Annotated in this window: 28 protein-coding genes and 2 pseudogenes; 22 read left to right on the top strand and 8 right to left on the bottom strand. The window is 32.0% G+C overall.

Annotation, left to right across the window (positions count from 1 at the left end):
- Window positions 1-451: 451 nt before the first annotated feature.
- From FHQ18_RS11250 to FHQ18_RS11260, 3 genes are all read right to left on the bottom strand, one after another.
- Window positions 452-1873: a carbon starvation CstA family protein gene (locus FHQ18_RS11250; RefSeq protein ID WP_149267276.1), complete on the bottom strand. Its 1422-nt coding sequence runs from the start codon at window positions 1871-1873 to the stop codon at window positions 452-454.
- A 124-nt stretch (window positions 1874-1997) separates the two neighbouring features.
- Window positions 1998-2711 carry a two-component system response regulator BtsR gene (btsR, locus tag FHQ18_RS11255; protein WP_149267277.1) on the bottom strand — a complete coding sequence of 238 codons (714 nt, stop codon included), beginning with the start codon at window positions 2709-2711 and terminating at the stop codon, window positions 1998-2000.
- Entirely contained in the window at window positions 2708-4381 is a 1674-nt protein-coding gene (locus FHQ18_RS11260; protein WP_149267386.1) for a sensor histidine kinase, read from the bottom strand. Before FHQ18_RS11260 ends, btsR begins: the two co-directional genes overlap by 4 nt.
- A gap of 158 nt (window positions 4382-4539) precedes the next feature.
- On the opposite strand from FHQ18_RS11260, the gene FHQ18_RS11265 reads away from it, so the two are divergent.
- The 9 genes from FHQ18_RS11265 (at window position 4540) to FHQ18_RS11305 (ending at window position 12018) form a co-directional block, all read left to right on the top strand.
- Entirely contained in the window at window positions 4540-4977 is a 438-nt protein-coding gene (locus FHQ18_RS11265; protein ID WP_149267278.1) for an RrF2 family transcriptional regulator, read from the top strand.
- 18 nt (window positions 4978-4995) lie between these two features.
- A complete protein-coding gene (locus FHQ18_RS11270) occupies window positions 4996-6402 on the top strand; it encodes a cbb3-type cytochrome c oxidase subunit I (protein WP_149267279.1) in 1407 nt (468 codons plus the stop codon).
- Window positions 6403-6412: 10 nt separating this feature from the next.
- The gene (gene ccoO / locus FHQ18_RS11275) at window positions 6413-7300 is read left to right on the top strand and encodes a cytochrome-c oxidase, cbb3-type subunit II (protein WP_149267280.1); all 888 of its coding nucleotides are present in this window, start codon (window positions 6413-6415) and stop codon (window positions 7298-7300) included.
- A 16-nt stretch (window positions 7301-7316) separates the two neighbouring features.
- Window positions 7317-7508: a cbb3-type cytochrome c oxidase N-terminal domain-containing protein gene (locus FHQ18_RS11280; RefSeq protein ID WP_149267281.1), complete on the top strand. Its 192-nt coding sequence runs from the start codon at window positions 7317-7319 to the stop codon at window positions 7506-7508.
- A 38-nt stretch (window positions 7509-7546) separates the two neighbouring features.
- A complete protein-coding gene (locus tag FHQ18_RS11285) occupies window positions 7547-7693 on the top strand; it encodes a CcoQ/FixQ family Cbb3-type cytochrome c oxidase assembly chaperone (protein WP_149267282.1) in 147 nt (48 codons plus the stop codon).
- A gap of 367 nt (window positions 7694-8060) precedes the next feature.
- Window positions 8061-8885, top strand: coding sequence for a 4Fe-4S dicluster domain-containing protein (locus FHQ18_RS11290; protein ID WP_246798760.1), 825 nt, complete (start codon window positions 8061-8063; stop codon window positions 8883-8885).
- A complete protein-coding gene (locus FHQ18_RS11295; RefSeq protein ID WP_149267284.1) occupies window positions 8882-9313 on the top strand; it encodes a hypothetical protein in 432 nt (143 codons plus the stop codon). Before FHQ18_RS11290 ends, FHQ18_RS11295 begins: the two co-directional genes overlap by 4 nt.
- 94 nt (window positions 9314-9407) lie before the next feature.
- A complete protein-coding gene (gene ccoS, locus FHQ18_RS11300; RefSeq protein ID WP_149267285.1) occupies window positions 9408-9551 on the top strand; it encodes a cbb3-type cytochrome oxidase assembly protein CcoS in 144 nt (47 codons plus the stop codon).
- Entirely contained in the window at window positions 9538-12018 is a 2481-nt protein-coding gene (locus tag FHQ18_RS11305; RefSeq protein ID WP_149267286.1) for a heavy metal translocating P-type ATPase, read from the top strand. Before ccoS ends, FHQ18_RS11305 begins: the two co-directional genes overlap by 14 nt.
- Here the strand turns inward: FHQ18_RS11305 and FHQ18_RS11310 are convergent.
- Together FHQ18_RS11310 and FHQ18_RS11315 are read right to left on the bottom strand one after the other, a co-directional pair.
- Window positions 11974-12633 carry a sulfite exporter TauE/SafE family protein gene (locus FHQ18_RS11310; RefSeq protein ID WP_149267287.1) on the bottom strand — a complete coding sequence of 220 codons (660 nt, stop codon included), beginning with the start codon at window positions 12631-12633 and terminating at the stop codon, window positions 11974-11976. The two genes, FHQ18_RS11305 and FHQ18_RS11310, sit on opposite strands and share 45 nt — an antisense overlap.
- Window positions 12630-13055 carry a hypothetical protein gene (locus tag FHQ18_RS11315; protein WP_149267288.1) on the bottom strand — a complete coding sequence of 142 codons (426 nt, stop codon included), beginning with the start codon at window positions 13053-13055 and terminating at the stop codon, window positions 12630-12632. The genes FHQ18_RS11310 and FHQ18_RS11315 overlap by 4 nt, the downstream gene beginning before the upstream one ends.
- A gap of 131 nt (window positions 13056-13186) precedes the next feature.
- Between FHQ18_RS11315 and FHQ18_RS12990 the strand changes: the two are divergent.
- Window positions 13187-13353: pseudogene (locus FHQ18_RS12990) on the top strand (IS256 family transposase); the annotation flags it as partial.
- Window positions 13354-13446: 93 nt separating this feature from the next.
- Window positions 13447-14667, top strand: a pseudogene (locus FHQ18_RS11320) (IS256 family transposase).
- A gap of 38 nt (window positions 14668-14705) precedes the next feature.
- Here the strand turns inward: FHQ18_RS11320 and FHQ18_RS12895 are convergent.
- Window positions 14706-14831: a hypothetical protein gene (locus tag FHQ18_RS12895; RefSeq protein ID WP_281285462.1), complete on the bottom strand. Its 126-nt coding sequence runs from the start codon at window positions 14829-14831 to the stop codon at window positions 14706-14708.
- A 285-nt stretch (window positions 14832-15116) separates the two neighbouring features.
- Between FHQ18_RS12895 and FHQ18_RS11325 the strand changes: the two genes are divergently transcribed.
- Both FHQ18_RS11325 and FHQ18_RS11330 read left to right on the top strand, forming a co-directional pair.
- Complete coding sequence (locus FHQ18_RS11325; RefSeq protein ID WP_149267289.1) at window positions 15117-16253, top strand: sensor histidine kinase; 1137 nt, start codon at window positions 15117-15119, stop codon at window positions 16251-16253.
- Window positions 16234-17568 carry a sigma-54-dependent transcriptional regulator gene (locus FHQ18_RS11330; protein WP_149267290.1) on the top strand — a complete coding sequence of 445 codons (1335 nt, stop codon included), beginning with the start codon at window positions 16234-16236 and terminating at the stop codon, window positions 17566-17568. Before FHQ18_RS11325 ends, FHQ18_RS11330 begins: the two co-directional genes overlap by 20 nt.
- 51 nt (window positions 17569-17619) lie before the next feature.
- Here FHQ18_RS11330 and FHQ18_RS11335 read toward each other — a convergent pair whose 3' ends face one another.
- Both FHQ18_RS11335 and FHQ18_RS12670 read right to left on the bottom strand, forming a co-directional pair.
- Entirely contained in the window at window positions 17620-18036 is a 417-nt protein-coding gene (locus FHQ18_RS11335) for a SoxR reducing system RseC family protein (protein WP_188020405.1), read from the bottom strand.
- Window positions 18026-18175, bottom strand: coding sequence for a hypothetical protein (locus tag FHQ18_RS12670; protein WP_188020406.1), 150 nt, complete (start codon window positions 18173-18175; stop codon window positions 18026-18028). The genes FHQ18_RS11335 and FHQ18_RS12670 overlap by 11 nt, the downstream gene beginning before the upstream one ends.
- Window positions 18176-18469: 294 nt before the next feature.
- Here FHQ18_RS12670 and FHQ18_RS11340 point away from each other — a divergent pair, with 294 nt between their 5' ends.
- The 9 genes from FHQ18_RS11340 to FHQ18_RS11380 are packed head-to-tail and all read left to right on the top strand — an operon-like array spanning window position 18470 to window position 26174.
- Entirely contained in the window at window positions 18470-19369 is a 900-nt protein-coding gene (locus FHQ18_RS11340; protein ID WP_149267292.1) for a hypothetical protein, read from the top strand.
- A gap of 19 nt (window positions 19370-19388) precedes the next feature.
- On the top strand, window positions 19389-21356 hold the full coding sequence (locus FHQ18_RS11345) for a heme lyase CcmF/NrfE family subunit (protein WP_149267293.1): 1968 nt from the start codon (window positions 19389-19391) through the stop codon (window positions 21354-21356).
- A 9-nt stretch (window positions 21357-21365) separates the two neighbouring features.
- Window positions 21366-21845, top strand: coding sequence for a cytochrome c-type biogenesis protein (locus FHQ18_RS11350; protein WP_149267294.1), 480 nt, complete (start codon window positions 21366-21368; stop codon window positions 21843-21845).
- A gap of 13 nt (window positions 21846-21858) precedes the next feature.
- Window positions 21859-22224 (top strand): hypothetical protein, encoded by a 366-nt coding sequence (locus FHQ18_RS11355; RefSeq protein WP_149267295.1) that lies wholly within the window; start codon window positions 21859-21861, stop codon window positions 22222-22224.
- Window positions 22221-23159 (top strand): hypothetical protein, encoded by a 939-nt coding sequence (locus FHQ18_RS11360; protein ID WP_149267296.1) that lies wholly within the window; start codon window positions 22221-22223, stop codon window positions 23157-23159. The genes FHQ18_RS11355 and FHQ18_RS11360 overlap by 4 nt, the downstream gene beginning before the upstream one ends.
- Window positions 23160-23178: 19 nt before the next feature.
- Window positions 23179-23694, top strand: coding sequence for a hypothetical protein (locus tag FHQ18_RS11365; RefSeq protein ID WP_149267297.1), 516 nt, complete (start codon window positions 23179-23181; stop codon window positions 23692-23694).
- A 13-nt stretch (window positions 23695-23707) separates the two neighbouring features.
- Entirely contained in the window at window positions 23708-24304 is a 597-nt protein-coding gene (locus FHQ18_RS11370) for a Fe-S-containing protein (protein ID WP_149267298.1), read from the top strand.
- Window positions 24305-24318: 14 nt separating this feature from the next.
- Entirely contained in the window at window positions 24319-25440 is a 1122-nt protein-coding gene (locus tag FHQ18_RS11375) for an ABC transporter permease (RefSeq protein ID WP_149267299.1), read from the top strand.
- A 14-nt stretch (window positions 25441-25454) separates the two neighbouring features.
- A complete protein-coding gene (locus FHQ18_RS11380; protein ID WP_149267300.1) occupies window positions 25455-26174 on the top strand; it encodes an ABC transporter ATP-binding protein in 720 nt (239 codons plus the stop codon).
- Window positions 26175-26178: the final 4 nt, after the last annotated feature.

The raw sequence follows: 26178 nt of genomic DNA on the forward strand, positions 1-26178 counted from the left end.
ATTATTTTAGAATTCCTATACTATACTCCTTGCGTTTCATCCAAAGTAATACAATAAAAGAGGCTTATAATAGTCATCTTAACAACTCTCTGAAATTAAATCCCCTGTTAAAATTAATTCAAAATCCCACCTTTAGGTACTTTAAATTCCTTTGTTAATTTTTATTATTTTCACTCTTTGTAAACGTGGGTAAAGATAATCAGCAACTTTCCTTTTTTACTGAAAACTTATCCTGATCTATAAATTTTTCCATAACAGAATATTTACATACTAAAAACCTAGTCCCTTCATCTCTATTTAACAAAATCAATAAATGTCAGCAAAATATCCCCAATAAAGTTTTTATTCCAATTCGTGGATAAGCAAGATCTGAAAAATTCTTCATCAATAAAATGTTCATTTTTTGAAAAAAACATAATTAAGGAAAAGGCAATGTGCTGCCCCTTCCTTTTTAACTTACATTTTCCGCTTCAACAATTTTAGGAAATCTAAATTTCATCATAAATGTGATAAAAGACAATATCGCCACAACAATACCGATTATTGTAGAAGTGTTCAGATTTAATCCAAAACCAATCTTAGCATAAGCAAGGTAAGTTGTAACAACAGCTGTCATAAATGTTGCAGGTATTGTTGCTATCCAGTGCAATTTGCCCTCTTTAATGAGATATGCTGCAGCAGCCCAGAGTGTCACCGTTGCAAGTGTTTGATTTGCCCAGCCAAAGTATCTCCATATAACTCCAAAATTGGACTTTGAAATTATGAAACCTACAATAAAAAGAGGAACTGCAATTAATAATCTTTTAACACCTTCTTTTTGAGAAATTTTAAGAAATTCTGCAATTATGAGCCTTGCACTACGAAATGCTGTATCACCAGAGGTGATAGGGAGTACAACAACACCAAGAATTGCAAACAATCCTCCTACTGCGCCAAGCAAAGTAGTAGATATATCTTTAACTACCAGCGCAGGCCCCCCTTTCGCAAGAACAGCGTTCAACGCCTCTGGATTATTGTAAAAAGACATACCCAGCGTCGCCCAAATCAAAGCAATTAAACCTTCACCAACCATTGCTCCATAAAACACCATTCGACCATACTTTTCATTTGGTAAGCATCTTGCCATCATAGGAGATTGTGTTGAATGAAAACCACTAATAGCACCACAAGCAATTGTTATAAACATCAAAGGCCAGAGAGGTAAATGTTTAGGGTGCAAATTTGTCAGAGAAACCTCTGGGTAGAAATGATACCCCTTCACCATCAATGCTGTAATCAAGCCCACAGCCATAAAAAGTAATATCGCGCCAAAAAGAGGATAAACCTTACCAATAATTTTATCAATTGGAAGGATTGTAGCAATAAAATAATACGCAAAAATAACAGCTACCCACAAAGCTGTATTTGCTCCTGAAAGATTAGCAAGAAGTTTTGCTGGTCCAAGTACAAAAACTATTCCAACAAGCAGCAATAAAACTACAGAAAAGACTCTCATAAACTGCTTAAATCCAAAACCAAGATTTTCCCCAACAATATCCGGAATACTTGCCCCTTTATACCTGATGGAAAGCATACCTGAAAAATAATCATGAACCGCACCAGCAAAAATTGTACCGATAACGATCCATATCAGGGCAATAGGCCCATACAATGCTCCCAATATAGGACCAAATATTGGCCCCAAACCAGCAATATTCAGTAACTGAATTAAGAATATTTTTTTCGGAGACATCTCCACAAAATCAACACCGTCATTCAATTCTTTGGCTGGAGTGATACGGTTTGGATCTGAGCCAAAAATCCTGTCAACTATCTTACCATAAATGAAATATCCGCCAATTAACAGCGCTACACATGCAAAAAATATTAACATATTGTCACCTCCCAACATTCTTAATCAACAAAATAAAAAAATTTTTTAGCTGTTTAAATTGACACTTGTTTAAGAGGCACTATTTTTTTATGAAAGGTAAGAAAATGAAAATAAGCGGAATTAACTAAATACCTAACACTTCTTTCAATACCTTAAAATATCTTCTGCTTACAGAAACACGGAATTTGTTGTGAGTGATAATTATAGCAGAACCATTTTCTTGAAGAAGTATTTCATCAATTTTATCAAGATTTATAAGATATTGCTTATGACATCTGAACAGATCAGTTTTTTGTTCTATTGTCTTCAACGTTAAATCAGTAAAATACTCTCTCTCTTCTGTAACAATATGCACACCTGTAATATCAGATTTTACATACTGGATCTCATCCACATCAACAAGTTTTATAACGTTTTTTATACTGCAAGGAATTTTTGAAAGTTTTCCCATATTATAATGAGGTTTGCTACCTTGAATCAAAGCTCCACGAATTTTTTCAATCGTCTTACTTAATCTCTCTTTTTCAACCGGTTTTAACACATAATCAAGAGCATCCTCTTCAAACGCCTTAATGGCATACTCGTCATAAGCAGAGACAAAAACAACATAAGGAATTTTTTCATCATCAATCAGTTTTAACATATCAAAACCATCTATTCCAGGCATCTGAACGTCCAAAAAAATGATATCAGGCTTAAACTTATTTATAATTTTGATACCCTCAAAAGCATTTGAACATTCAGCAATTACCTCGATTTCCTCAAATTCATCAAGTAAAAACTTCAACTCTTGTCTTGCATAATGTTCATCATCAATTATAACTGCCTTTAGTTTCACAAGCACCCCTTTTCCGGTAGTACTATCTTCACTTTTGTCATCTCACCATCTATACACTCAACAAAAACACCATATTCTGATCCACAAAGGTTTTTTATTCGTTTATCAACAATCTTCATACCCAATCCATTTTTATTTTTAAAAAGATTGTAAGCCCCAGCGTTATCCTTTATTTCAATAATGCATTTAGAGTCATCTTTATAGGCAGAAATGCTTAAAATTCCACGATTAACCATTTTTGAGATGCCATGTTTTATCGCATTTTCTACAATAGGTTGCAATGTAAAGGTTGGTATTTTTAAATCCATGAGAGATTCATCTATATTCCAAAATACTTTCAATCTGTCACTAAAGCGAGCCTCTTCAATAAACAGATAAGATTTAACGTGCTCTATTTCATCTGCTAATAAAGACAAATCACTATTCCTTTTAAGATTTTTTCTGAAATAGTTCGAAAGATGTATTAAAAGGTCCTTTGCACACTCTGGTTTTGTTCTTACAACTGAAATGATAGTATTCAACGCATTAAACAAAAAATGAGGATTTATTTGAGCCTGTAAAAGTTTAAGCTCTGATTTTACAAGTAAGTTTTTCTGTTCCTCATATTTTGATATTAAAAGCTGTGTAGATAATAGATTTCCGATACCTTCACCAAACGATTTATTTATATTCAAAAATGTTCTTGATTTTGGTTCGTAAAGTTTAATAGTCCCAATCACTTCATTTTCTAGGATTAACGGTACAATAAGGACAGAACCTAAAGGACAATTTTCTTTTATACTGCATTTGTATTTCAATTTCACACCATCAATAAAAATGACTTTTTTTTGCTCAATTGCTTCAATAGTCCTTTTTGAAGATATATATTCACCTGGCAAGTGATGGTCAGAACCTAACCCTTCAAAAGTAAGCACCCTTTTTTTATCAGTAATCGCAACCGCTCCAACGCCTGTTTCTTCTAATATAACTTTAGCTAAATTACTTACAGTTTCTTTATTGAATCCTTTAGATAAAATATTCAACGTTTTTTCGGCAACATTCAAGGCTTTTTTTGAAAATATTGAACCATATTCATCAAGCATGTTTTTTTGGTCTTTCAAGATACTTATAAATAGTGCAGAACCAAAGGAATTTGCAAATATCATTGGAATAGCAATTATTTTTACTAAATCTAAAGCTTCGCTAAAAGGTTTTGATAATAAAAGAATTATTATCATCTGTATAGTTTCACCAACAAATGTCACAGCAAAAGCAACTTTATAGGAAAATATTAAGTCTGACCTGCCCTTTTTAGTTAAATAGTAATTCATCAAACCGCCAATAATGCCCTCAGTTGTTGTAGATACACCACAAGAAAATGCAGTAAATCCTCCTATAAAATATCTATGTAATCCTCCAGTAAATCCAACCAATCCTCCAAGCAAAGGTCCCCCTAAAAGTCCAGCCATTATAGCACCTATCGCTCTGGTATTCGCAATAGCATCCTTAATAGGTACACCAAGATATGTGCCCAAAATCGTAATTGTAGAAAAAAACAAATAAATAAAAAGCTTATCACTCAAACTCTGCTTTTTAGTAATTAAGGGTTTAAAAGCTGGAGTTTTGCTATAAACATAAGCAATAACAGCAAAAAATGACATTTCTAACAATAAAGAAAACAAAATATGCATGAGCTTAAAATAAATTTTTTTATTCATTTACACAAGAGTAAAATTATCCTAGCACGCAGATAGGTGCAAAAATATTTACAACCCATCTTTGAAATTCAACTAAAATGATATTGACAAAAATATTTCATTATTATAATTGTTTACTAGAGAGGTAAACAATGTCTGGTTTTATATCAAGAGAAGCAGATTACGCTATAAGGATTGTTGCATATCTTGCAGGCAAGAAGGGGAAAACAAAAATCAGTGAAATATGTGAAAAGCTATACCTTACCAAACCCATTGTCATAAAAATCATTCATAAACTAAATAAGTGCAATATTGTTGAAACACTTACAGGGAAAAATGGAGGAGTTACCCTTATAAAAGATATTTCCGAACTAAGCATCTATGAAATATTAACATGTATAGGTTTAAATAGCAGTTTCAACATCTGTGTAGACAAACCAGAAATCTGCAAACTAAATCCAATTTGTAACATAACCACATTTTTCAAAACTATACAAGATAACATAATCCATAACCTAAAAAGTGCTAAGATAAAAGACTTCATCTTTGATGACGACCAGTTAAATATAATCAAATTAAATAACAGATAAATATTTAAGGGGGTCGATATGAACGAATATCAGTATGATTATGAAACTGTCAAAGGTTTCATAATCTCCGCAATCTTCTGGGGTGTTGTTGGCTTGGTAATAGGGTTATGGATATCCATTCAGATGTGGAATCCTGACTGGAACATTGCTCCATACTTTACCTTTGGCCGCCTAAGAACAGTCCACACCAACATTCTTGCTTACGGTTTGGGAATAGGTGCTGAGTTTGGTATATTTTATTATCTCGTCATCAGGCTAACTAAAAGACCTTTAGTTTTTCCTAAACTAGCGAGATTTCACCTTTATCTGTTTAACATAGGCATTGCTGTTGCTGCTATCACTCTTTTTGCTGGAATGACTCAGTCGCTCGAGTATGCAGAGTTTGAATGGCCTATTGATATTGCAATAGTAATTCTATGGGTCATCTTTGCAATTAACATCTTTGGCACAATCATAAAAAGAAAAGAAGAACAAATGTATATTTCACTATGGTACATTATCGCGACAGTCATTACAGTAGCAATTTTATATATTGTAAATAACCTTTCAATTCCTGCCAGTCTAACCAAGTCTTATCACCTTTTTGCTGGTGTAAATAGTGCAAATGTTGAATGGTGGTTCGGGCACAACGCTGTTGGTTTTCTTTTCACCACACCTATACTTGCGATGTTTTACTATTTTCTGCCCAAATCAACAAAATTGCCCATTTACAGCCATAGATTGTCAATAATTTCTTTCTGGTCATTAATTTTTGCATATCTTTGGACTGGTGCACACCATCTTGTTTATACACCGCTGCCAGATTGGCTGCAAACCTTAGGTATTGCATTTACCCTCTTCTTAATAGCTCCTTCATGGGGATCTGTTATAAACGGTTATTTTACCGTTGAAGCTGATTGGTCTGTAATGAGAAAAAATTATCTTACAAAATTTTTCATTGCAGGCATAACATTTTATGGACTCCAAACAATTCAGGGGCCTTCTCAGGGAATAAGAGTTATAAGCTCACTGATTCATTACACAGACTGGGTGCCAGGTCACGTTCATATGGGAACAATGGGCTGGGTTACTATGACAATTTGTGCATCAGTCTACTACATCATTCCACATATCTACAAAACTAAAATCTATAGTGAAAAAATAGCAAATATTCACTTCTGGCTAGTTTTAATTGGTCAACTCATGTTTTCCATCACAATGTGGATTACAGGTATTCAGCAAGGTTCAATGTGGAAAATGACAAATCCTGATGGCACATTGAAATACACATTCATGGAAACTCTAGTAAGAAATTATCCATACTGGGAAATGAGAACAGTTGCTGGAATTATTTTTGTGATAGGGATGCTGTTTTTTATCTACAACATTTTCATGACAATGAAGAAAGGCAAAGAAGCGCTCGCCACTTCACAAGTTGCAGCTTAAGGGGGTTGATATGGAAAAAAAGAGTATATACAGCAAACCAGTAATTTTTTCTATTGTGGCAGCTGTTGCTGTTTTGATAGGTACTTTTGTAACCATGTTTTTACCCATGTTCACAGAACAGATGCACCCAAAACTAATAAATTTAAAACCATACACAGCATTGCAGTTAGCCGGTAGAGACATCTACCAAAGAGAAGGCTGTGTAAACTGTCATACCCAAACAGTTAGACCTCTTAAAGCAGAAGTATTAAGATACGGAGATTACTCTAAAGCTGGTGAGTTTGCTTATGATAGACCATTCTTATGGGGCTCTAAAAGGACAGGTCCAGATTTGGCAAGAATAGGTGGTAAATATCCTGATGAATGGCACTATCAGCATCTGGCAAATCCTCAGGCATTTTTTCCACAATCAAATATGCCAAAATATGACTTTCTGGCAAATAGGAAAATTGATGCTAAAGAAGTTGAAAAACATATGAAAGCACTTGGCTTTCCTTACTCCAAAAAAGAGATTGAACAATTAAAAGATATGACTGAGATGGATGCCCTTGTAGCATACCTGCAAACCATAGGCACAGCTGTTGCAAAGAAAAATATAGTCACTTTCGATGAGTCAATGGTTGAAGAAACAAGCCCGCTTGCCGGGGTGCCTGATGCGATCAAGGAAGGTAAAAAACTATATATGAGAGAATGTGCAGGTTGTCATGGCCAAAATGCAGAGGGCAACATAGGTGGCTCTTTAAGAGATTACGCAGAGGCTGAAATGCCTGACAAGGATACATTTCTAACAGTAGCAAATGGGATTGAAGAGGCTATGCCAGGTTTTGCCAATAAGCTCACTAAAAAACAGATCTGGTCCCTTGTTGAGTTTATAAAAAGCCTAAAACCTAAAAACTAAAACCTTGGAGGTTTTTATGTACAACGAAGAATTTGACAACTTGGAAACATTTGAAAGAGAAGATACAAAAAATAAGTTGCCAATCGCCTGGGTAATACTTTTTGTGGGGTTAATAATTTTTGGCATATATTACGTGATTGCCTACACTCCAGCAATAAGCGGCTGGTCACAAGAAAAGGCATATTTAGAATCGATTCAAAAAAAGTAAGGGAGCAGAGGCTCCCTTATTCAAAAAAGAGGTGAAAAATGGCTGGTGATTTAATAGCTTATCTAATATTTGGAATTACATTAGTTGTCCTTTTTGTTTTTATAATTTTCTTTTACTACTCCAAAAAAAGGCATCATAAGGTTGAATCTCCAAAATACAAAATCTTAGAAGATGATGATGAATAGTTATCAAACTTACCGCAAAATTGTCAGAACAGTTCTCATTATTATCACAGCAGGATTACCGTTTATTAAAATTAATGGCAACAGTGCATTAAGATTTGATATTCCGACCCTAAAGCTTTTCTTTTTTGGACAAACAATTAGAATTGACAATTTTTTTACTATCCTGATCTTTTTTCTCTTTTTAACATTCCTCTTCATTCTTATTACGATGCTATTTGGCAGGATATGGTGTGGCTGGCTATGTCCACAAAGTGTGACATTAGAAATCACCTCTTTCATGGATAAGTTTAACAAAAAATCTACAATTAATAAGCTTTTATCAATCATTGCGTTAATATTTTTCAGTGTTATAATTTCCACAAATATTTTGTTGTATTTCATACCTCCTGAGCAGTTTATACATTCATTTAACAAAGTCACTTTCTATTTTCTACTATTTATCGCTGCAATAATTTTTCTTGATTTACTGCTCGTAAGATACAGGTTCTGCGCAACAATATGCCCATACTCAATGCTTCAATCAGTTCTTATAGACAACAACACACTTGTCATTGCCATGGATCCTGACAGAAAAAATGAATGTATAAACTGCTTAAGATGTGTAAAGATATGTCCCACTGGAATTGATATCAGAAATGGTTTGAACTCAGCATGTATAGCATGTGCCAAGTGCATAGATGAATGTTCAAAGACAATGACAAAACTTAACAAAACCACTTTAATTGATTATCGATACGGCATTCAAAACAAACCAAGGTTTTTAAGAACAAACATCGTAATTTTATCTGCGATTTCAGCAATTTTTCTAGCAATATTCATTTTTTCAATGTCAAGATTGAACAACTTGCAGGTTGAAATTATCCCAAACAACCACTTTCAACCAAGATACACCAACAATTTTGCGATAAACTCCTACAACTTCATATTTGAAAACAACAGCAACAAAGAAATAAATACAGAGCTTTCAATAAAGAATTTAGACAGGTATTACATTCTTCCAACAAACAACTTTATTATACCACCTTCAGAAAGAATCAGTAAAATTATCTATATAAAGATACCAAAATTACTGCTGGAAAATAAGCATTTTTTAAACTTAGACGTTTCAATCAAGCTAAAAAATTCTGATAAAATCATATCCAAAACAATAAGTTTTAGAAAACCAATAACAAGGCGAGGAAAAAAGAGATGAAACAGATGATTGCATTATTATCAGCAGGAGCAATGCTGCTTTTTATCACCTTTTATTTTGGAATGAAATACTTTGATGGTAAAAGTGTTGCAAAACCTTATAATGAAGCCTTGCACTATGATAAAAACAATTCAATAATAAAAAATTACAACCTCAAAATCTCAATCCAAAATATCTCCACCAAAACAAACCTATGCACACTTAAGTTCAAAATCCTATCCAACAACAAAAAATCTTTTAAGATCGAAAATATAAAAATTAGCCGACCAGTTGAAAATGAAATTATAAAAATAATATCTTATAGAATTTTTGAAAATTCAGGAACAATCCAGTTTAATTTTTCCAAAAAAGGATACTATATTCTGACAGTAAACCTAAAATTAGACAATTATCAATTAACCCTTAATAAATCGTTTTATATAAATTAGAGGAGGTGTATCATGAAAATAGGCACAATTGTTATGATTCTCTCATTGATAGCTATGTTATTAATACCACTTTTGATAGCATTAAAGTTTTAAAATGAGCTCACTTTTTATACTAATTCCGATAAGTCTTTTACTGGGTTTTGCAGCATTATTCCTTTTTTTGTGGGCAGGAAAAACAAATCAGTTTGACGACATAGAAGGCCCAAAATACAGAATTTTAGACGATGACGACGAATAATATTGTAGTCTGCAAACACTGCTTACTAAAAATCAATAAAAATGCAGCTATCAAAGAAGAAATCGATGGTGAAACCGTCTATTTTTGCTGTGCTGGATGCAAAAACGTTTATCATATATTGAAAGAAGGTGGTTTTGAATCATTCTATGAAAAGAGAAAAAATTACAAACCTGGTCCACCACCAGAAGTCACTGTAACAGAAGATTTATTCATTGAAGACATTAAAGAACTGGATGACGAATATGAAATAGAACTGTTATTAACAAACATAAGGTGTGCTTCATGCATATGGCTCATTGAAAAATATCTGCAAAAATTATCAGGAATCACCTACATCAGGGTCAATTATGCCACTCATAAAGCCAAAATAAGATGGAAAAAAGAAAAAACAACGCTAAGAGAAATCATAAACAAAATTCAATCCATAGGTTACTGCCCGCTACCAGCATCCCACACATCCACAGATAATATTCTTGCAAACGAAAAAAAAGATTATTTCTACCGTTTTAGTATTGCAGCATTTTTCACAATGCAAATAATGATCTATTCTTTTGCTCTCTATGCCGGATATTTTCAAGGGATTGACCCAGAACTCAAACATCTATTTCAAATAATTGTCTGGATACTTGCCACCCCTGTGGTTTTTTATTCTGGCTGGCCATTCATGAAAAACACCCTGCTTTTCCTAAAACAACGAAAATTTAATATGGATACCTTAGTGTTTCTAAGCTCTTTCACCGCTTACGTATATAGCGTAATAGCAATATTTAACGGCAAAGAAGTTTATTTTGACACATCTTCGATGATTATTACCCTGATTTTGCTTGGAAGATTCATAGAGCTAGATGCCAAAGCCAAAGCTACGAGAGAACTGTCACTTCTTTACTCTCTACAACCAAAACAGATAAAACTTTTAAACAATTTTAACTTAAAAGACTACCTTGCCGGTAAAATAAAACCTGTAATTACACCTCTCTCAAATGTTACGATAAACAGCTACATTGAAGTGCATCCAGGAGAAACAATCCCGGTGGATGGAAAGCTAATTTCAGGTGAAACAGAGGTTGACGAGTCTATGCTGACTGGAGAAGCATTGCCTGTGAAAAAGGGAGATGGTACACATGTCTTTGCTGGCACAATCAATCTAAATAGCAGAATTGTTATCAAAGCAACTGTTCATCCAAAGGAAACAGTACTTTCAAAAATCATCGATGCCGTCCAACAAGCCCAGCAATCCAAGATTCATATACAAACACTGGCCGAAAAAGTAATAGGTATTTTTGTCCCAGCAATTCTGCTCATAAGTTTTTCAACATTTATATTTTGGTATTACACTTACGGTGCCACTTTAACTGCACTGATGAATGCAATTTCTGTGCTTGCAATAGCATGTCCATGTGCACTTGGTCTTGCAACACCACTTGCCATTTTGGTTGCTATCTCAAATGCTACAAAAAACGGTATCATCATCAAAAATGGACAAATTCTGGAACTTTTACCCAAGTCAAAACACTTTTATTTCGATAAGACCGGCACTCTAACCATAGGAAAGCCAGAAATTATCAAAATCATCCCCTTTGGTATATCAGAAGAAGATGTGCTTAAATATGCAGCATCTGTTGAAAGGTTATCTTCTCATGTTCTGGCAAAAGCTGTAACCTCTGCCTACACTGGAGAATTCATCAATATTGTTAAAAGTAAAGAACTTCCAGGAAAGGGAGTAGAAGCCAGCGACGGCACTAATTTATACTATGTGGGCAACTTAAACCTTATGAAAGAAAAGAATATACACATTGACAGCACTGTCTTAGAAATATTTGAAAAATATGCCAAAGAAGGTTATCTGACCATCTTCGTTGCAAAAAATGATGACATACTGGGATTAATACTTCTTTCAGATAAAATAAAACAAAGTGCTTCATCAGTAATAAAATTTTTACTGGCCCAGAAAAAGAAAATCACGGTAATAACTGGAGACAATTACTTTTCAGCTGCCAAAATAGTCAAAACCTTAGGGTTAAATGTCAATCTAATAACTGATATAACCCCACTTGATAAAGCCAAAATAATTAAACATTCAAAAGAAATGAAAGAACTACCTGCCATGATAGGAGATGGCATAAATGATGCCCCCGCTTTAAAAGAAGCAGATATTAGTATAGCCATGGGTAAAGGCACAGACATTGCAATTGAGAGCTCAGACGCAGTGCTTTTGAACAGTGACATAAAACTCTTGATTTACTTTCATAAACTTTCACAAAAAACAATGAACATCATCAAAGGTAATCTCTTCTGGGCTTTCTCTTACAACATAATTGCCATACCTCTTGCGGTAAGCGGCAAAATACACCCCATTATCTCTGCCGCATCAATGAGTATAAGCTCCTTGTTTGTTGTTTTTAATTCACTGAGAATAAAACTCTTAAAAGCTGATACCAGAGTAGATAAAGAATCCACCCATAGCTAACATTACAATCACACTCACAAAATTAAAAATAATCTTATTTCGCATTATAAAGTTGCCAAATACAGCAGCAACCATCATCGCAAATGTGGTGCCAAATCCAAAGAGTATCATTGCCATAATGCTAAAAAAAATGCTCCCCTTTGATGCAGAACCAATCAGAGCACTGTATAGTAATCCACATGGCAGTAATCCAAGTACCAATCCCAATGCAAAAGGACTGGAAGGCTGAATTTTCTTCAATAAGCTCATAACATTATTACCAACAATTTTATCTTCAAATTTTCCTATAAAATTCTTTCCAACAAGTGTCAAAAACGCATAAACAATCAAAAAAGAACCTGCTACAACAGCAGAAATCTTTTGCACACCAATAAGGCCTCCTGCAATATTTACAATGCCACCAAAGATACCTGCAACAAACCCTAAAATCGAATAGGTTATCACTCGGCCAAAATTATAGAAAAAATGAGGCTTCAGTAAATTCCAATAACCAATCTGGCCATTTGCAAACCTGCTTGAAGTGTAAAGCACAAAAGGATGACACATGGCAATGCAGTGACCAAAACCTCCAAAAAAACCAAGACTAAAAAAGCTGAAAAGCTCAATCAAATTCATTTCATATCAAAGATAAATACCCTTTCATATTCTTTCCCATTGTACTCAAATTCCACCTTACTATACCACCTTTTACCACCCATCATGCATTTTGGCAAAACAACCTTCACATAATAATAACCATCTTTAAATATCAAAGGATACTCAAAATCTCCCATATCCATTTTCATATTAAATTTTACCTCAGCATCGTCTACTTTAACCATTTTACCATCTTTAAGAAACTTAAAGGTAAAGACAATCTCTTTTAGAGGTTTTGCAGGACGAGTCATTGAAATAAATAACTCTACATCATCAGCTTCAAAACTTATATCAGAAATAGAAACATCAATAGATTTGTCGTATTCAACAACAAATCTATCCCCTGCAAAAGAAGATAATGATAATAGTAAACAAAAAACTGCTATTCCTAAAAACCGCACACCTACCTCCTTATTTAAATTATTCTAATTATATTTACTTGACAAAATTTTTCAACATTAGATTGTACCTTGTGTCATCTCAAAATTTAAAAAAAAGTATAAAAAATGGAGATTCTGAAATCTATAAAAGGAATAAGGCGTTAAAAAGATAATATTTTTGGTAATTTTAGAAATGAATGAAAGTTATTCTCGCCGTAGGATGAAGTATTGGGGATATTTTCTTTCTGTTTTGCGTAATAAACGTAAAGAAAAATATAGTATGCAGGAAGATAAAAATCTTACACAAAATTATCTATGAACATTGTCAACCTACATTATTTTGGCTCTGTAACTAAAACTGTGTAAATCCTCCTGAAAATATGTTAACTAAAGAAGGAACAGGAGGATTTATATGTTTATCAACAAGGATGAAATAAGAAGAATGTTTAAAGAAGGTAAGCTTAATACCCAAGAAGATTTGCAATCGGTATTATCTTCAATTATTAAGGATGTAGTAGAAACAATTTATGAGGGAGAATTAACAGAATTATTTGGTTATCCCCGTTATGACAAATCATCTAAAGAGACAAACAATTCACGAAACGGATACAGCAATAAGAAAGTAAAATCAAATTATGGAGAGATAGAATTATCGATTCCAAGAGACCGTAATGGGGAATATGATCCAAAAATAGTGAAAAAACGTCAGACAGATATTACAGGTATAGAAGAACATATAATTTCAATGTATGCCAAAGGTATGACAACAAGAGATATCCAGGCCACATGGAATCTTTATACGGTCTTGAGTTTTCAGCTGAGGCAATCAGTAGGATTACAGATAAAGTTCTTGAAAGAGCAAAAGAGTGGCAAAATAGGCCCTTAGAGCCAATTTATGTAGTAGTATTTCTTGATGCATTATTTTACAAGATGCGAGTTGATGGTGTTATAAAAAACGTAGCAATTTACGCAATAATAGGCATTACACTTGAAGGTAAAAAAGAATGTCTTGGTATATGGATAATGGAGACTGAATCAGCGAAATTTTGGTTGTCAGTATTAAACGAACTTAAGAACAGAGGTGTTGAAGATGTTCTTATATTCAGTATAGACGGTTTGCCAGGTTTAAATGAAGCTATCAAGGCGGTATATCCAGAATCTGAAATACAACGATGTATAGTTCATCAGGTAAGAAACTCACTGAAATTTGTATCTTATAAAGACAGAAAAGAATTAGCAAAAGACTTAAAGGCCATTTATGCATCTCCAACGGAAGAAGCTGAAAGAGTTGAATTAGATAGATTAAATGAAAAATGGGGGGAAGAAATACCCTAACGTGATAAAGTCATGGGAAACCCATTGGTTGGAACTTTCAACGTTATTTAAATATCCACTGGAAGTTAGAAAGTTTATTTATACTACTAATCCCATAGAGAGTTTTAATAGCAAATTGAAGAAGGTTACTAAAAATCGAGGGGTATTTCCTACAGAGGAATCATTGTTTAAATTGCTATATTTAGCGATAAATGACATATCTAAAAAATGGAATGGCAGGCTAAGGGATTGGTCAAAAATATATCCGCAATTGTATATTTACTTTCAGGAAAGGATTGACAGGTTTATAAATGGTTAATATGGTAGATAATAAAATGGGGATTTACACAAATAACGTTACAGGGTCGGGTGACACAAAAAAGTTGACATTGTCCTTACAACTTGAACTGTATAAAGAAATTTATTTACATATTTTTTTATTTCATCAAAATTGTACACACCTGCTTCCCACTTTTTAGCCATAAATTCTCTTACACCTTCAGCAACAACAATAATATTTCTGGCCCTTTCTACCTAGGATGCTATAGCAGCTTTTTTTGCCATTTTTGCACTAAAAATAAACAATATGCTGAAAGAAATAATCATAACAACAGAGATAATTATTGCTAGTTTCAATTTTAGATTTATATATACCCTCCTACCTTAAAAAAACATTATAAAAAATATATTCAAATAATCCTATAAACACTATCATTGACTTTTCTTATAAAAACCATATTTAATAAGTTAAAACTAACGAGTTAAATAATGAATAAAAAGTTTGATATTAAAATGCTTTACATCCCTGGTGGGTATCTACCGTTTTTTCTCACTGTTATTGGTACTGCAATTGTAAGCTATTTTCATTTTAACTTACCTTATAAAGCAAGTGTTATTCATTACACTCATTATTACTTCTTCTATCTTATTGTCATTTATGGAGCAGTTAAATTTGGAATACTTGGTGGAATCCTCTTTTCTATGGTTCTTTCATCCATTTACAACTTTGATGTCTATCTTAATCTTTTTCGATTGCCACACTATTTAATAAAGCCATTTATAGAAGTGTTGATGATTTACACTGTTGGATTGTTAACAGGCGTTTTGTCCCAAAAACTCTACAATGAAAACTTAAAACTTAAAATGCTGACAGAAGAGCTGCAAGAATCCCTTGAACTACTAAGAAAGAACACAGAAGAAAAATTAAAAATGGAACGAGAAATAGCCAAAAGTGATAGACTTAGGGTGCTTGGTCAATTAAGCGCAGGAATTGCGCATGAAATAAGAAATCCTTTAGCAGCAATAAAAACAGCTGCTAACATGTTAAAAAATGGTAAATATAAAGAAGAAACTTTACAGATTATTATAAAGGAAATCGACAGGCTAAATGAATTTTTAGAGCGGTTTTTACAATATGCTAAATTTGGAAAACGATTTAATGAAAAAATAAATATCAAAATTTTTATTGATGAAATTATGGATTTTGTAAAATTGATAAATAAAGACTATCCTAATGTTCAGGTTAATACAAATATTGCGCTTAATGAAAACGTGTTTATTCAGGGTGACTTAAACTATTTAAAACAAGCTTTTATAAATATATTTGCAAACTCATTTGAGGAGTTAAAATCTGTAGATAAAGGACAAATCGATTTTTCTGTCAAAGTTGAAGATGGAAAAATAAAATTTATCATTAAAGATAATGGTAAAGGCTTTGAAAATGATAACCTTGAAAAAGTTTTTGAACCCTTCTACACAACAAAAAATGATGGTACAGGTCTTGGCTTAACTATAACTCACAAAATTATCAAAGAACATGGTGGATCAATTATTATAGAAAACGACAATGGTGCTAAAATTACCATAGAGTTAGAGGTTTTAGAAAATGAAAATTCTACTAATTGAAGATAATGTATCATTAGCCACTTTGATGAAAATGATGCTTGAAGATGCTGGTTATGATGTTGTTCATAAAGACGATGGGCTTGAAGGTTTAAAAACTTTTGAAAAAGATAAGTTTGACATCGTAATAACTGATATAAGGCTACCTGGAGTAGATGGATACACAATATTAGAAAATATTATCTCCAAAAATACAAATATCCCTATAATTATTATAACTGCTTATGGGAATATACCTGATGCTGTTAAAGCTATTAAATCAGGAGCTTTTGATTACATAACTAAACCTTTTGATAATGAAGAATTCCTGATAACGGTTGAAAAAGCTGCAAAATATAAAATGCTAAAAGATGAAAATTCAAATCTCAAAGAAATTTTAAAAAACTCATTTAATGTGGAAATAATAGGAAAAAGCAATGCTATGAAAAAGGTTTTGAATTTAGCTGAAACCGTTGCACCCACAAATGCACCTGTACTGCTCGTTGGAGAGAGTGGTACTGGTAAGGAGTTGATAGCTAAAAAAATTCATTTGTTAAGCAGCAGAGCTGACAAACCATTTATTGCAATTAACTGCGCAGCCATCCCAGAAAATTTATTCGAAAGTGAGCTCTTTGGTCATAAAAAAGGATCTTTTACTGGTGCCCATAAAGACAAAAAAGGTAAAATTGCTGAAGCAAACAAAGGGACAATTTTCCTTGATGAAATAGGGGAAATGCCTCTTAATATCCAAGCAAAAATTTTAAGGTTTTTACAGGAAGGAGAAATTGAACCAGTTGGAGAGACCAAAGCTATTAAAGTAGATGTGAGAGTAATTGCTGCAACAAACAGAGACCTCAAATCTCTAGTAGATAAAGGAGATTTTAGAGAAGATTTATTTTACAGATTAAACGTCTTCCCAATAAACCTTCCACCATTAAGAGAAAGAAAAGAGGATATACCCGAACTTATAAATTATTTTAAGACTAAATATGGATTTAAAAATACAAAGATTAGTGAAGAAACATTAAAAAAATTAAAAAATTATGACTGGCCTGGCAACATTAGAGAACTTGAAAATCTAATATATAGATTATGTATAATGGCTCAAAATGGAATTGTTACAGATGATTTACTCCCTCCTGAAATCGGAGACAATATAGCAAAATGTTTCGATTTAAATCTGCCTGACGATAAACTTGATTTACAACAGTTAGAAAAAACATTGATTCTTAAAGCACTTAACAAGTTCAATGGGAATAAAAGTAAAACTGCTGATTATCTCTGTTTACCAAGGCATGTCTTATTATATCGACTTGAAAAATTCAATATCAAAGACTAACTTTTCGCAAAGATAAATAGAAATCTTAAGTCGATTTAAAACTTTAACCAATTAGTTTATTTTAAACACCTTATACTCTAACTCTTTACTCTTATACACTTTTTTAAAAAATATAAAATATAAAACAATAACTACAACTGTTGCTACTGGTGTCAGTATATTATCATTAGCACTCAGTGATGATGTTATAGCTGCAGTAAATAATGCCAAAAACACAGGAACGATGTAAATCATAAATATTGAGCTGTAAAAGCTATTCTTTTTCAAACCAACATTTACAGTCTCACCCTCTTTAAGATCTTCTAAACATTTTACCTCAATAAATGTATAATTATCCCCTGTAGAGCAACAGGACTGATTATCATCACAAGAACCACATGCTGAACTTCTCATTACTTTCAAAACTGCCTTCCCATCAGGCTTAATTTTTATAACTCGAGCCTTATGCAAAACATATTTACTGCTCATAATAACCTCCTTCAATAAAAATGTTGTCATTCTTCTCCTTTGCAACATTTAAAAGCTCTTTTTCTTTTTTATACAGTTTTAGTTGCATATAACCAATTAGTGTTAAAGTGAATATAGAAAACATCAATATCTTATCCATAAATTCCTCCTCAAATTTCTTGATTTTTAATTATTCAAAAATCATGCCAATATTAAAATTTCTCTCAAATATTACGAAAAATTTTTAAATTATAAGAAGTAATCAAACCCATCTGAATAAAACTAATTCAATTCAAAAAAAAGAATTGTATAAAATTCTACAATAAAAATCGATCAACTGTAGAATATTCTACATTTATTAATCGTCTCCAACTACAATTTATTTATTTATCAAGAAATTAACATTCTGGCATCAAAATTGTTCATAGTTGGGAAAAACATTGGAGGTTTATTTATGAAGACACCAAAAAACCTGTTTAAGAAATTTTTAATTTTAATTTTTCTATTTATCAGTGCAAGTGCATTTGCAGAAACAATGACAATGAAACAGCTATATTATTCTATATGGCCTGAGTATGATAAGCCATCAGTTTTAGTCATCTATTCAGGAAAATTCATCAATGATACCGGCAAACCATTTAATGATGAACTCATTTATTATGCACCAAAAGGCGCAAAAATTAATATGTTGTGCGAAACAGAAAACGGTATGCTCTGTCTGAGATATCTTGTAGAAGATATGGGTGATTATATTAAAATTACTTGGAAACCTTCAAGAACAATAAATCCTGGAGAAGAATTCCCTGTAATGTTTGAATATTACATCGATTATTTAAACCTTAATAATAGCAATAGGAGCTTTAATCATCTTTTTAGAGCAGCTTTTCCTATTCAAAATATGACAGTTGAAGTTAAACAGCCTACAGATTCCACCCAATTTGAAATGATACCAAAACCACACTGGAACCAGTTAGATGGAGATTTTACAAATTACTATCTAAATCTTAAAGATATAAAAGAAAATGAAAAAATATCATTTAAAATAAGTTATGTAAGAAATTCTTCTGAACCTTCAATCAAAAATATCAAGCAAAGCAATTTAAATGAAACAAGCATTCCTACTGACAAAAAACTTATATTGATAATTATAGTATTTGCCGCCATATTAGGTTTTACTGTTGCATACATGCTCAAAGGTACTTCTTCCAAACAATCCAAAAACTCACCTAAACAAAAAGAAAATAATAAAAATCATAAACAAAGAGAAAAAGAAAAATTAAGAAAATTACTGTTAGATGGAAAAATCAGTGAAGAAACATACAAAGAATTACTTAAAGAATTAAACAACAAATAACCTTTTGGAGGAAATACAAATGACCTTTATTGGAACCAGTTCATTGGTAATAGCTTTGTTATTTTGCATTTACGCATTAATTTGCTTAGTGGTAGGGATAGAAAACAAAAATTCAAAACTTTTATTAAGTGGTAGAGGAGCAACCTTATCGGTTGCTTTTCTATCAATAGTAGCTTCTTTAATACTAATTTACTTTTTAATTACAGGCAATTATCAAATAAAATACGTCTATCAATATACAAACAAAGATTTACCCATTTTTTACAAATTTGCTGCTTTTTGGGCTGGAAACGCAGGCTCTTTGATGCTTTGGACGCTTCTTCTTACAATATATACTGCTGTTATAGCATTCCCTTTAAAAAGAGTGTTTAATAAGTATTTGGCATACGCTGTCATAGTGTTATTGATGATAAACATCTTTTTCTTAAGTGTATTAATATTCATAACAAATCCTTTTGAACTCCTACCTGTAAAACCTGCAGATGGAAATGGATTAAATCCTTTATTGCAAAATCCAGGAATGGTTTTTCACCCTCTTACCTTGTATCTTGGATATGTCGGATTTACTGTACCATTCGCTTTTGCAATGTCAGCTCTGATAACCAAAAAGGTTGATGACTGGTGGATTAAAACTACAAGAAGATGGACAGTTTGGGCATGGTTGTTTCTAAGCCTTGGCAATTTGTTTGGAGCACAGTGGGCTTATGTAGAATTAGGCTGGGGCGGCTACTGGGCATGGGACCCTGTAGAAAACTCCTCTTTTATGCCATGGTTGACTGCTACAGCTTTTGTACATTCCATCATAATTCAAGAAAGAAAAAATATGCTGAAAATTTGGAATATGTTTTTGATCATCGCAACTTATTTGTTAACTATCTTCGGTACATTTTTAACAAGAAGTGGAGTATATGCATCAGTACATTCTTTTTCTGATTCATCTTTAGGCTCTGTATTTCTTAGCTATATAATATTGCTTGCAGCTTTATCTTTAGGATTAATATTTCACCGTTTAAAACTTTTAAAAGAGCAACGTTCTTTTGAATCGTATATTTCTAAAGAAAGTAGCTTCCTATTTAACAACCTGTTGCTTGTTGGCGGTGCATTTGCAGTTTTCTGGGGAACGAACTTTCCTATTATTTCTGAAGCCATTCGTGGTGTAAAAGTTACTGTAAGTGTTCCATGGTACAATCAGGTAATGAGCCCCATACTTCTGGGAGTAATTTTACTTATAGGAATATGCCCATTGATTGCTTGGCATAAATCATCTTATGAAAATTTTAAGAACAATTTTTTGATCCCCACAATACTAAGTATAATTTTTGCAGTAATAGGTTACTATTTTATCTTTTCTAAAAAACTTTACGCAACCATCGGATTCACAATATCATTTTTCGCATTGATCACAACTATACAAGAATTTGTTAAAGGTGTTAGAGTTAGAAGAAAAGTTGTTAATGAAGGATACCTTGTATCTCTATGGCGCTTAATTTCTAAAAACAGAAGAAGATATGGTGGCTATATAGTTCATATAGGCACAATTCTTATTGCTGTGGGTATCATTGGTTCAAATGCCTACAAAATTGAAAAAGAAGTAAGAGTAAAACTTGGTGATGAGATTGCAATAAACGACTACACAATGAAGTACAAAGGGTTAGAAATGACCAAAGAAGGTAGTAATCAAATAGTCTTTGCAAAACTTAAAGTGAAAAAAAATGGAAAAAGTATTGGCATTCTCAAGCCTGAGAAAGTGTTTTATAAAACATGGGACCAACCCTCAACAGAAGTAGCTATCTATTCTACATTGAAAGAAGACCTCTATGTAGCACTTGCTGGCTGGATAAATAATGGCAAGTATGTTGACTTAATGATCCATATCAATCCATTAGTTATATGGATCTGGATTGGTGGATATATTTTAATAATCGGTTCAATTATAGCCTTGTGGCCTGGAAAAGGGGCCCAACTCAATCCAAAATATATTCTGTGAGAGTGAATTATGAAAAGAGTTAAGATTTTTCTTATTATCATTACAATAATTATCAATGGTCAGCTTGCATTTGCTATAGACAATGGGTTTGATTACGCTCTTTTTAAAAAGATTGAAGCAAATCTTATGTGTACTGATGGGTGTGGAATGTACTTGAAAGCCTGCTCGAATAACACTGCTGAAGAGATGAGAAAATTAATCAAAAAACTTTTAATTGAAGGGAAAAGTGAAAAAGATATCTACGCTTACATGATAAATATTTATGGTGAAGAAGTCATGGCTGCTCCGCCTGTGAGTAGCTCATTTAACATTTTAGCTTGGGTAACCCCATTTTTAGGTTTATTAGCAGGAGCACTAATAATTTACATTGCCCTTGACAAATGGGTATTCAATAAACGTGCAAAAAAAGAACCCGACATAGAAATTGATGAAATTACCAAAGCTGAATTCGATCCACTTTTAGATGAAGAGATAAAAAAACATTTTTAACAGGGAGGTATAAATGATTTATTTAATAGCATTAATTATATTTTCAATACCTATAATATTGGTGATAAAGCCTATAATAACAAATGAAGAACTTATTTTCATTAATATTGATAAAGAAGAAGATAGTATGTCATTAGATGAAAAAAAGAAATCAGTATTTACCACATTAGCTGAAATTGAGTTTGATTATAAAATGAACAAATTGTCCCCAAAAGATTACAAAAAGTTAAGTGATTATTACCGAAAAAAAGCTGCTTTAATATTAAAGGAAGAAGAACTAATGCAAGAGAATAATAATCAAACATTTTCATCAATTGATGATGAAATAGAGAAGGAAATCAGTAAATATAAAAAACAAAAAATGGGGAGCCATAAATGAAGTTAATAAAAGGTTTAGTTGTTGTTCTTTTTGTAATTTTTACTATGATCAACGGCTATACTTATAAAATAGCTGATGTTGATAAAACTGTTAAGATTTCCGCACTTCATTTATACATTAATCCAATATCTGCAAATAGTGTATCTTTGACATATAGTTTATTTATAAATTATCAGGGAAAGGAAAAAACTAATTCAAATGTAATTGAAATATCTATTCCCAAAAATGTTAGTAATTTTGAATTTCTCGCAGGTGTAAACAAACAAAACGTAAATTTCAATCAAAACAAGATGATAATTAAAGCAAACTTAAAACCCGGAGAAAACAATATCGTAATAAGGATGTTAAAACAAATAAATTTACCACATTTTATACTCCCTTTAAAAATCAATAAATTTACAGAAAATATCTACATCCTAACACCACCCAGTGGGATTAAAATAAAAGGTGAAGATTTATATGAAGGTAAAGAAGTTGAAATACAAAACAATAAGTTAAAATACTACTTTTATCCAAAGCTTTTTCCCAATATGGAATTAAGCTTGTTTGTCAATATAAAAAGTGAAACAACATCGCAAATTATTGATTCATATCAACCCAAATTTCACAGTGCTGCACATGTAAGGTTCTGGCGTCAATCCCCATTTAGAGGAATCAACCCACATATTTTCTTAGCTATATTAACAATACTGCCAATATCACTATTCATTTATTTAAAATACAAAAAAAGAAAAAAAGCATCAAATGTTGAGGATATAAATGAACAATTGAAGCTTTTAAATTTAAGAAAAGAATCACTATTGGAAGAAATTGTAAATCTTGACGAAAAATTTGCCAATAATAAGATTGATGAGAAAACATACAAAGAAATGAGAAGCAAAGCAAAAGAAAGGTTATCTAAAATACAGATGAATATTGAAAGGCTAAAGAATTGAGCCAAAAGGAAAAACTATTATGAAAACTATTTCTGTTAGAAGAAAAGTTGGAATTGAAGATTTAATGTTTATTGGTGCCATAGCTATTTTTATTGCAATTTCCCTTACCAAAATTAATTACTTTCTAATCACAGGGAAAATACCAAATTATTTCTCAAATATGAAATTTAAGAATCTTGTTTATGGTGATAAAGCCATTGAGAAAATCTCTTTGTTATTTGGGAAATATAATATTCACAATAATGCTTATATTGCTGAATACGAATCCAAAAATGCAAAACTTACAGTAATATCTATGGAATTTAAAGATTTCAATCAGCTCATCAGTTTTGAAAAAACATTAACTGCCAAGCTTCACATAAGAAATATTAAATTAAACATCAATGATTCAATAAAATTTATTGAAAGAAAATTATCTGATGAAACCGAACTATTTTTTTATCTTTTTACTAAACAAAACAAGATATTTTTACTTATTTCAAATACTATCATAGACAACAAAAATCTCAAAGAAGCCTACAAAATATTTGAATAAAAAGAGGTGTGTTATGGATAAAAGAAACGAACTTAAAGAAAAATTGATGAAAGAAGAAGAAAGATACAAGGGACCAAACAAAGTAATAATATTTATGTTTATTTTTATTGCAATTGTAGGTTTAGGTGCATTTGTGTTTAATGCTAAAAAAAACTCTATGCCAATAAAAAGATATACTGGTGGCAATTATAATATAGGCAAATCTATGAATTATAAAGGTAAAGAGATAAATATGACAGATATCTCATATCAAATAGAAAATAAGAAATTGGTTTTAGACTTAAATCAAGTTATAAATAACAAAATAATTTATACTGTTTATCGTAATAAAAGTTCAAACAAAGAAGTACCTCTTGCTGCATATATAGCACCTTCTGGAAGACTTGTTGTAGTAATTGCAATGTGTGAGCCTTGCCGTTCCCAAAGATTTAGAATTAGAAACAACATTCTTGTTTGCGAAACATGTGGTACAAGATGGTTTTTAAACGATTTAAGAGGTATTTCTGGTGGTTGTGTAAAATATCCACCTGAAGAAATCCCTTATAAAATAATTAATGGAAAGATTTACATCGATCTAAATATCTTGGACAACTGGAGATTGAGAATTTAGTACGGAGTTATTTAATGAGAAATGACCATATCGCCACAAAGAATTTAATTAGCAGGAGATATAAAACTGTTTATCTGATTTTAGGGATATCTTTATCAATGGCTGTCATAGTTTGTCTGTATCTCTTAAATCGCTCAATGGAGGAAACTATAGCAAACAGTTTTGATGAGATAGGATCCAATATTGTTGTTACATTTAAGGAAAATCTCATAGGGAAAAAATCGCTAACAGTAAATGATATTATAAAAATCAACTCTATAAAAAACAGAAAAAATATAGCAGTTATCGCACCAAAATTAATTGATAAACTTAAAGTAAAAAATATAGACCTTATAGCAGTAGGTGTTGATTTCCCAGCTGAAATTAATCTTAAAAAGAAATGGTGGATATTAAAAGGAGACAAACCTTATAGAAGCAACGATCTACTTCTTGGTAGTTATGCAGCTAAAAAGTTATCTTTAAATGTTGGAGATAAATTAGATATTTACGGAAAAGAGTTTATTGTCCGCGCTATTTTAAATAAAACTGGTACTGATGATGACAATACTATTTTTGTAAACTTACTTACTTTACAGGAACTCTTAAATAAAGAAGGTGAACTTTCATTAATAGAGGTTGCCGCTTTCTGTTACACATGTCCAATTGAAAGTATCTCTTCTCAAATTAGTAAAAAACTACCTTATGCTGACGTAAAGATCATTTCAAGCATTTTAGAGCAAAGAAAACAGACTGTAGAAAAGTTTGAAGTGTTCTCAAGGGTCATTACAACTTTCACTTTTATTACAATGATTATCTTTGTGTCTGTGGTTGTTTTCTCCAATATTATGGAAAGATTAAAAGAAATAGGGATTTTTAGAACTATCGGATTTAGAAAATCTGATATTGTCGAAATTTTCTTTACTGAAGCAATAATTGTTGGATTTATTGGCGGCGCTATCGGATATTTAATTGGCTTTCTTCTTGCAAAAATTGCTGATCTGAAACTGTTTACAGAGTTTAATCTTAACATTAATTTTAGTTTTATATTATTCGGAATAGTAATTATTGTTTCTGTTTTTATAGTAATAATATCTACTTTAATACCTGCTATTAAGGCTGCTAACACAGATCCTATAAAAACATTAAATTTTACATAATATAGGAGTTTAATATGAGTTTTATTGAAGGAAAAGAGCTAGTGAAGATTTACAAAGGTTCAGACTATGAACATACCGCTTTAAAAGGAGTTAGTTTCAAAATTGATGCAGGAGATTTCGTTGCTATAGTTGGCCCATCCGGTTCAGGCAAAAGTACTCTGCTCAGTATCATTGGATCATTAAACCCTCCTACTTCAGGTGTGCTGAAAATTGATGATATTGATATTTACAAGCTCTCAAACGAGAAAAGAGCCGACTTCAGATCACATTATCTTGGTTTTGTATTCCAACAATATAATCTAATCTCATACCTCACAGCTATAGAAAATGTTATGTTACCTTTATCCATAAAAAAAATATCTCATTCAAAGCAGAGAGAAATGGCTCTTGCAGCCCTTGAGAAAGTTGGTCTGAGAGAAAAAGCTGGTAGAATGCCTTCAGAGCTTTCTGGTGGTGAACAACAGCGTGTAGCTATAGCAAGGGCTATAGTTCATGAACCACCTTTAATATTAGCTGATGAACCTACAGGTAATCTGGATACAAAAAACAGTGAAGAAATAATGAAAGTATTTTCAAGTTTAAACAAAGAGGGGTTAACTATTCTGTTTGTAACACACAATATTGAAAATTTAAGCTTTGCCCGAAAAGTAATTTATATGAGAGATGGCTTGATTGAAAATATAGAATATTCAACAAATGTTGATATTGAATTTTGTGCTGTTTCAAGTTGTTGAAGCA

This window comes from Deferribacter autotrophicus, from assembly GCF_008362905.1.
GTDB classification, from domain to species: Bacteria; Chrysiogenota; Deferribacteres; order Deferribacterales; family Deferribacteraceae; genus Deferribacter; species Deferribacter autotrophicus.

What these genes read in the sequence shown, in the direction of transcription:
- FHQ18_RS11250 (WP_149267276.1), bottom strand. Translation starts at nt 1,873, where the DNA reads ATGTTAATATTTTTTGCATGTGTAGCGCTGTTAATTGGCGGATATTTC.
- FHQ18_RS11260 (WP_149267386.1), bottom strand. Translation starts at nt 4,381, where the DNA reads ATGCATATTTTGTTTTCTTTATTGTTAGAAATGTCATTTTTTGCTGTT.
- FHQ18_RS11265 (WP_149267278.1), top strand. Translation starts at nt 4,540, where the DNA reads ATGTCTGGTTTTATATCAAGAGAAGCAGATTACGCTATAAGGATTGTT.
- FHQ18_RS11270 (WP_149267279.1), top strand. Translation starts at nt 4,996, where the DNA reads ATGAACGAATATCAGTATGATTATGAAACTGTCAAAGGTTTCATAATC.
- ccoO (WP_149267280.1), top strand. Translation starts at nt 6,413, where the DNA reads ATGGAAAAAAAGAGTATATACAGCAAACCAGTAATTTTTTCTATTGTG.
- FHQ18_RS11280 (WP_149267281.1), top strand. Translation starts at nt 7,317, where the DNA reads ATGTACAACGAAGAATTTGACAACTTGGAAACATTTGAAAGAGAAGAT.
- FHQ18_RS11285 (WP_149267282.1), top strand. Translation starts at nt 7,547, where the DNA reads ATGGCTGGTGATTTAATAGCTTATCTAATATTTGGAATTACATTAGTT.
- FHQ18_RS11295 (WP_149267284.1), top strand. Translation starts at nt 8,882, where the DNA reads ATGAAACAGATGATTGCATTATTATCAGCAGGAGCAATGCTGCTTTTT.
- ccoS (WP_149267285.1), top strand. Translation starts at nt 9,408, where the DNA reads ATGAGCTCACTTTTTATACTAATTCCGATAAGTCTTTTACTGGGTTTT.
- FHQ18_RS11305 (WP_149267286.1), top strand. Translation starts at nt 9,538, where the DNA reads ATGACGACGAATAATATTGTAGTCTGCAAACACTGCTTACTAAAAATC.
- FHQ18_RS11310 (WP_149267287.1), bottom strand. Translation starts at nt 12,633, where the DNA reads ATGAATTTGATTGAGCTTTTCAGCTTTTTTAGTCTTGGTTTTTTTGGA.
- FHQ18_RS12895 (WP_281285462.1), bottom strand. Translation starts at nt 14,831, where the DNA reads ATGGCTAAAAAGTGGGAAGCAGGTGTGTACAATTTTGATGAAATAAAA.
- FHQ18_RS11325 (WP_149267289.1), top strand. Translation starts at nt 15,117, where the DNA reads ATGAATAAAAAGTTTGATATTAAAATGCTTTACATCCCTGGTGGGTAT.
- FHQ18_RS11330 (WP_149267290.1), top strand. Translation starts at nt 16,234, where the DNA reads ATGAAAATTCTACTAATTGAAGATAATGTATCATTAGCCACTTTGATG.
- FHQ18_RS11335 (WP_188020405.1), bottom strand. Translation starts at nt 18,036, where the DNA reads ATGAGCAGTAAATATGTTTTGCATAAGGCTCGAGTTATAAAAATTAAG.
- FHQ18_RS12670 (WP_188020406.1), bottom strand. Translation starts at nt 18,175, where the DNA reads ATGGATAAGATATTGATGTTTTCTATATTCACTTTAACACTAATTGGT.
- FHQ18_RS11340 (WP_149267292.1), top strand. Translation starts at nt 18,470, where the DNA reads ATGAAGACACCAAAAAACCTGTTTAAGAAATTTTTAATTTTAATTTTT.
- FHQ18_RS11345 (WP_149267293.1), top strand. Translation starts at nt 19,389, where the DNA reads ATGACCTTTATTGGAACCAGTTCATTGGTAATAGCTTTGTTATTTTGC.
- FHQ18_RS11350 (WP_149267294.1), top strand. Translation starts at nt 21,366, where the DNA reads ATGAAAAGAGTTAAGATTTTTCTTATTATCATTACAATAATTATCAAT.
- FHQ18_RS11355 (WP_149267295.1), top strand. Translation starts at nt 21,859, where the DNA reads ATGATTTATTTAATAGCATTAATTATATTTTCAATACCTATAATATTG.
- FHQ18_RS11360 (WP_149267296.1), top strand. Translation starts at nt 22,221, where the DNA reads ATGAAGTTAATAAAAGGTTTAGTTGTTGTTCTTTTTGTAATTTTTACT.
- FHQ18_RS11365 (WP_149267297.1), top strand. Translation starts at nt 23,179, where the DNA reads ATGAAAACTATTTCTGTTAGAAGAAAAGTTGGAATTGAAGATTTAATG.
- FHQ18_RS11370 (WP_149267298.1), top strand. Translation starts at nt 23,708, where the DNA reads ATGGATAAAAGAAACGAACTTAAAGAAAAATTGATGAAAGAAGAAGAA.
- FHQ18_RS11375 (WP_149267299.1), top strand. Translation starts at nt 24,319, where the DNA reads ATGAGAAATGACCATATCGCCACAAAGAATTTAATTAGCAGGAGATAT.
- FHQ18_RS11380 (WP_149267300.1), top strand. Translation starts at nt 25,455, where the DNA reads ATGAGTTTTATTGAAGGAAAAGAGCTAGTGAAGATTTACAAAGGTTCA.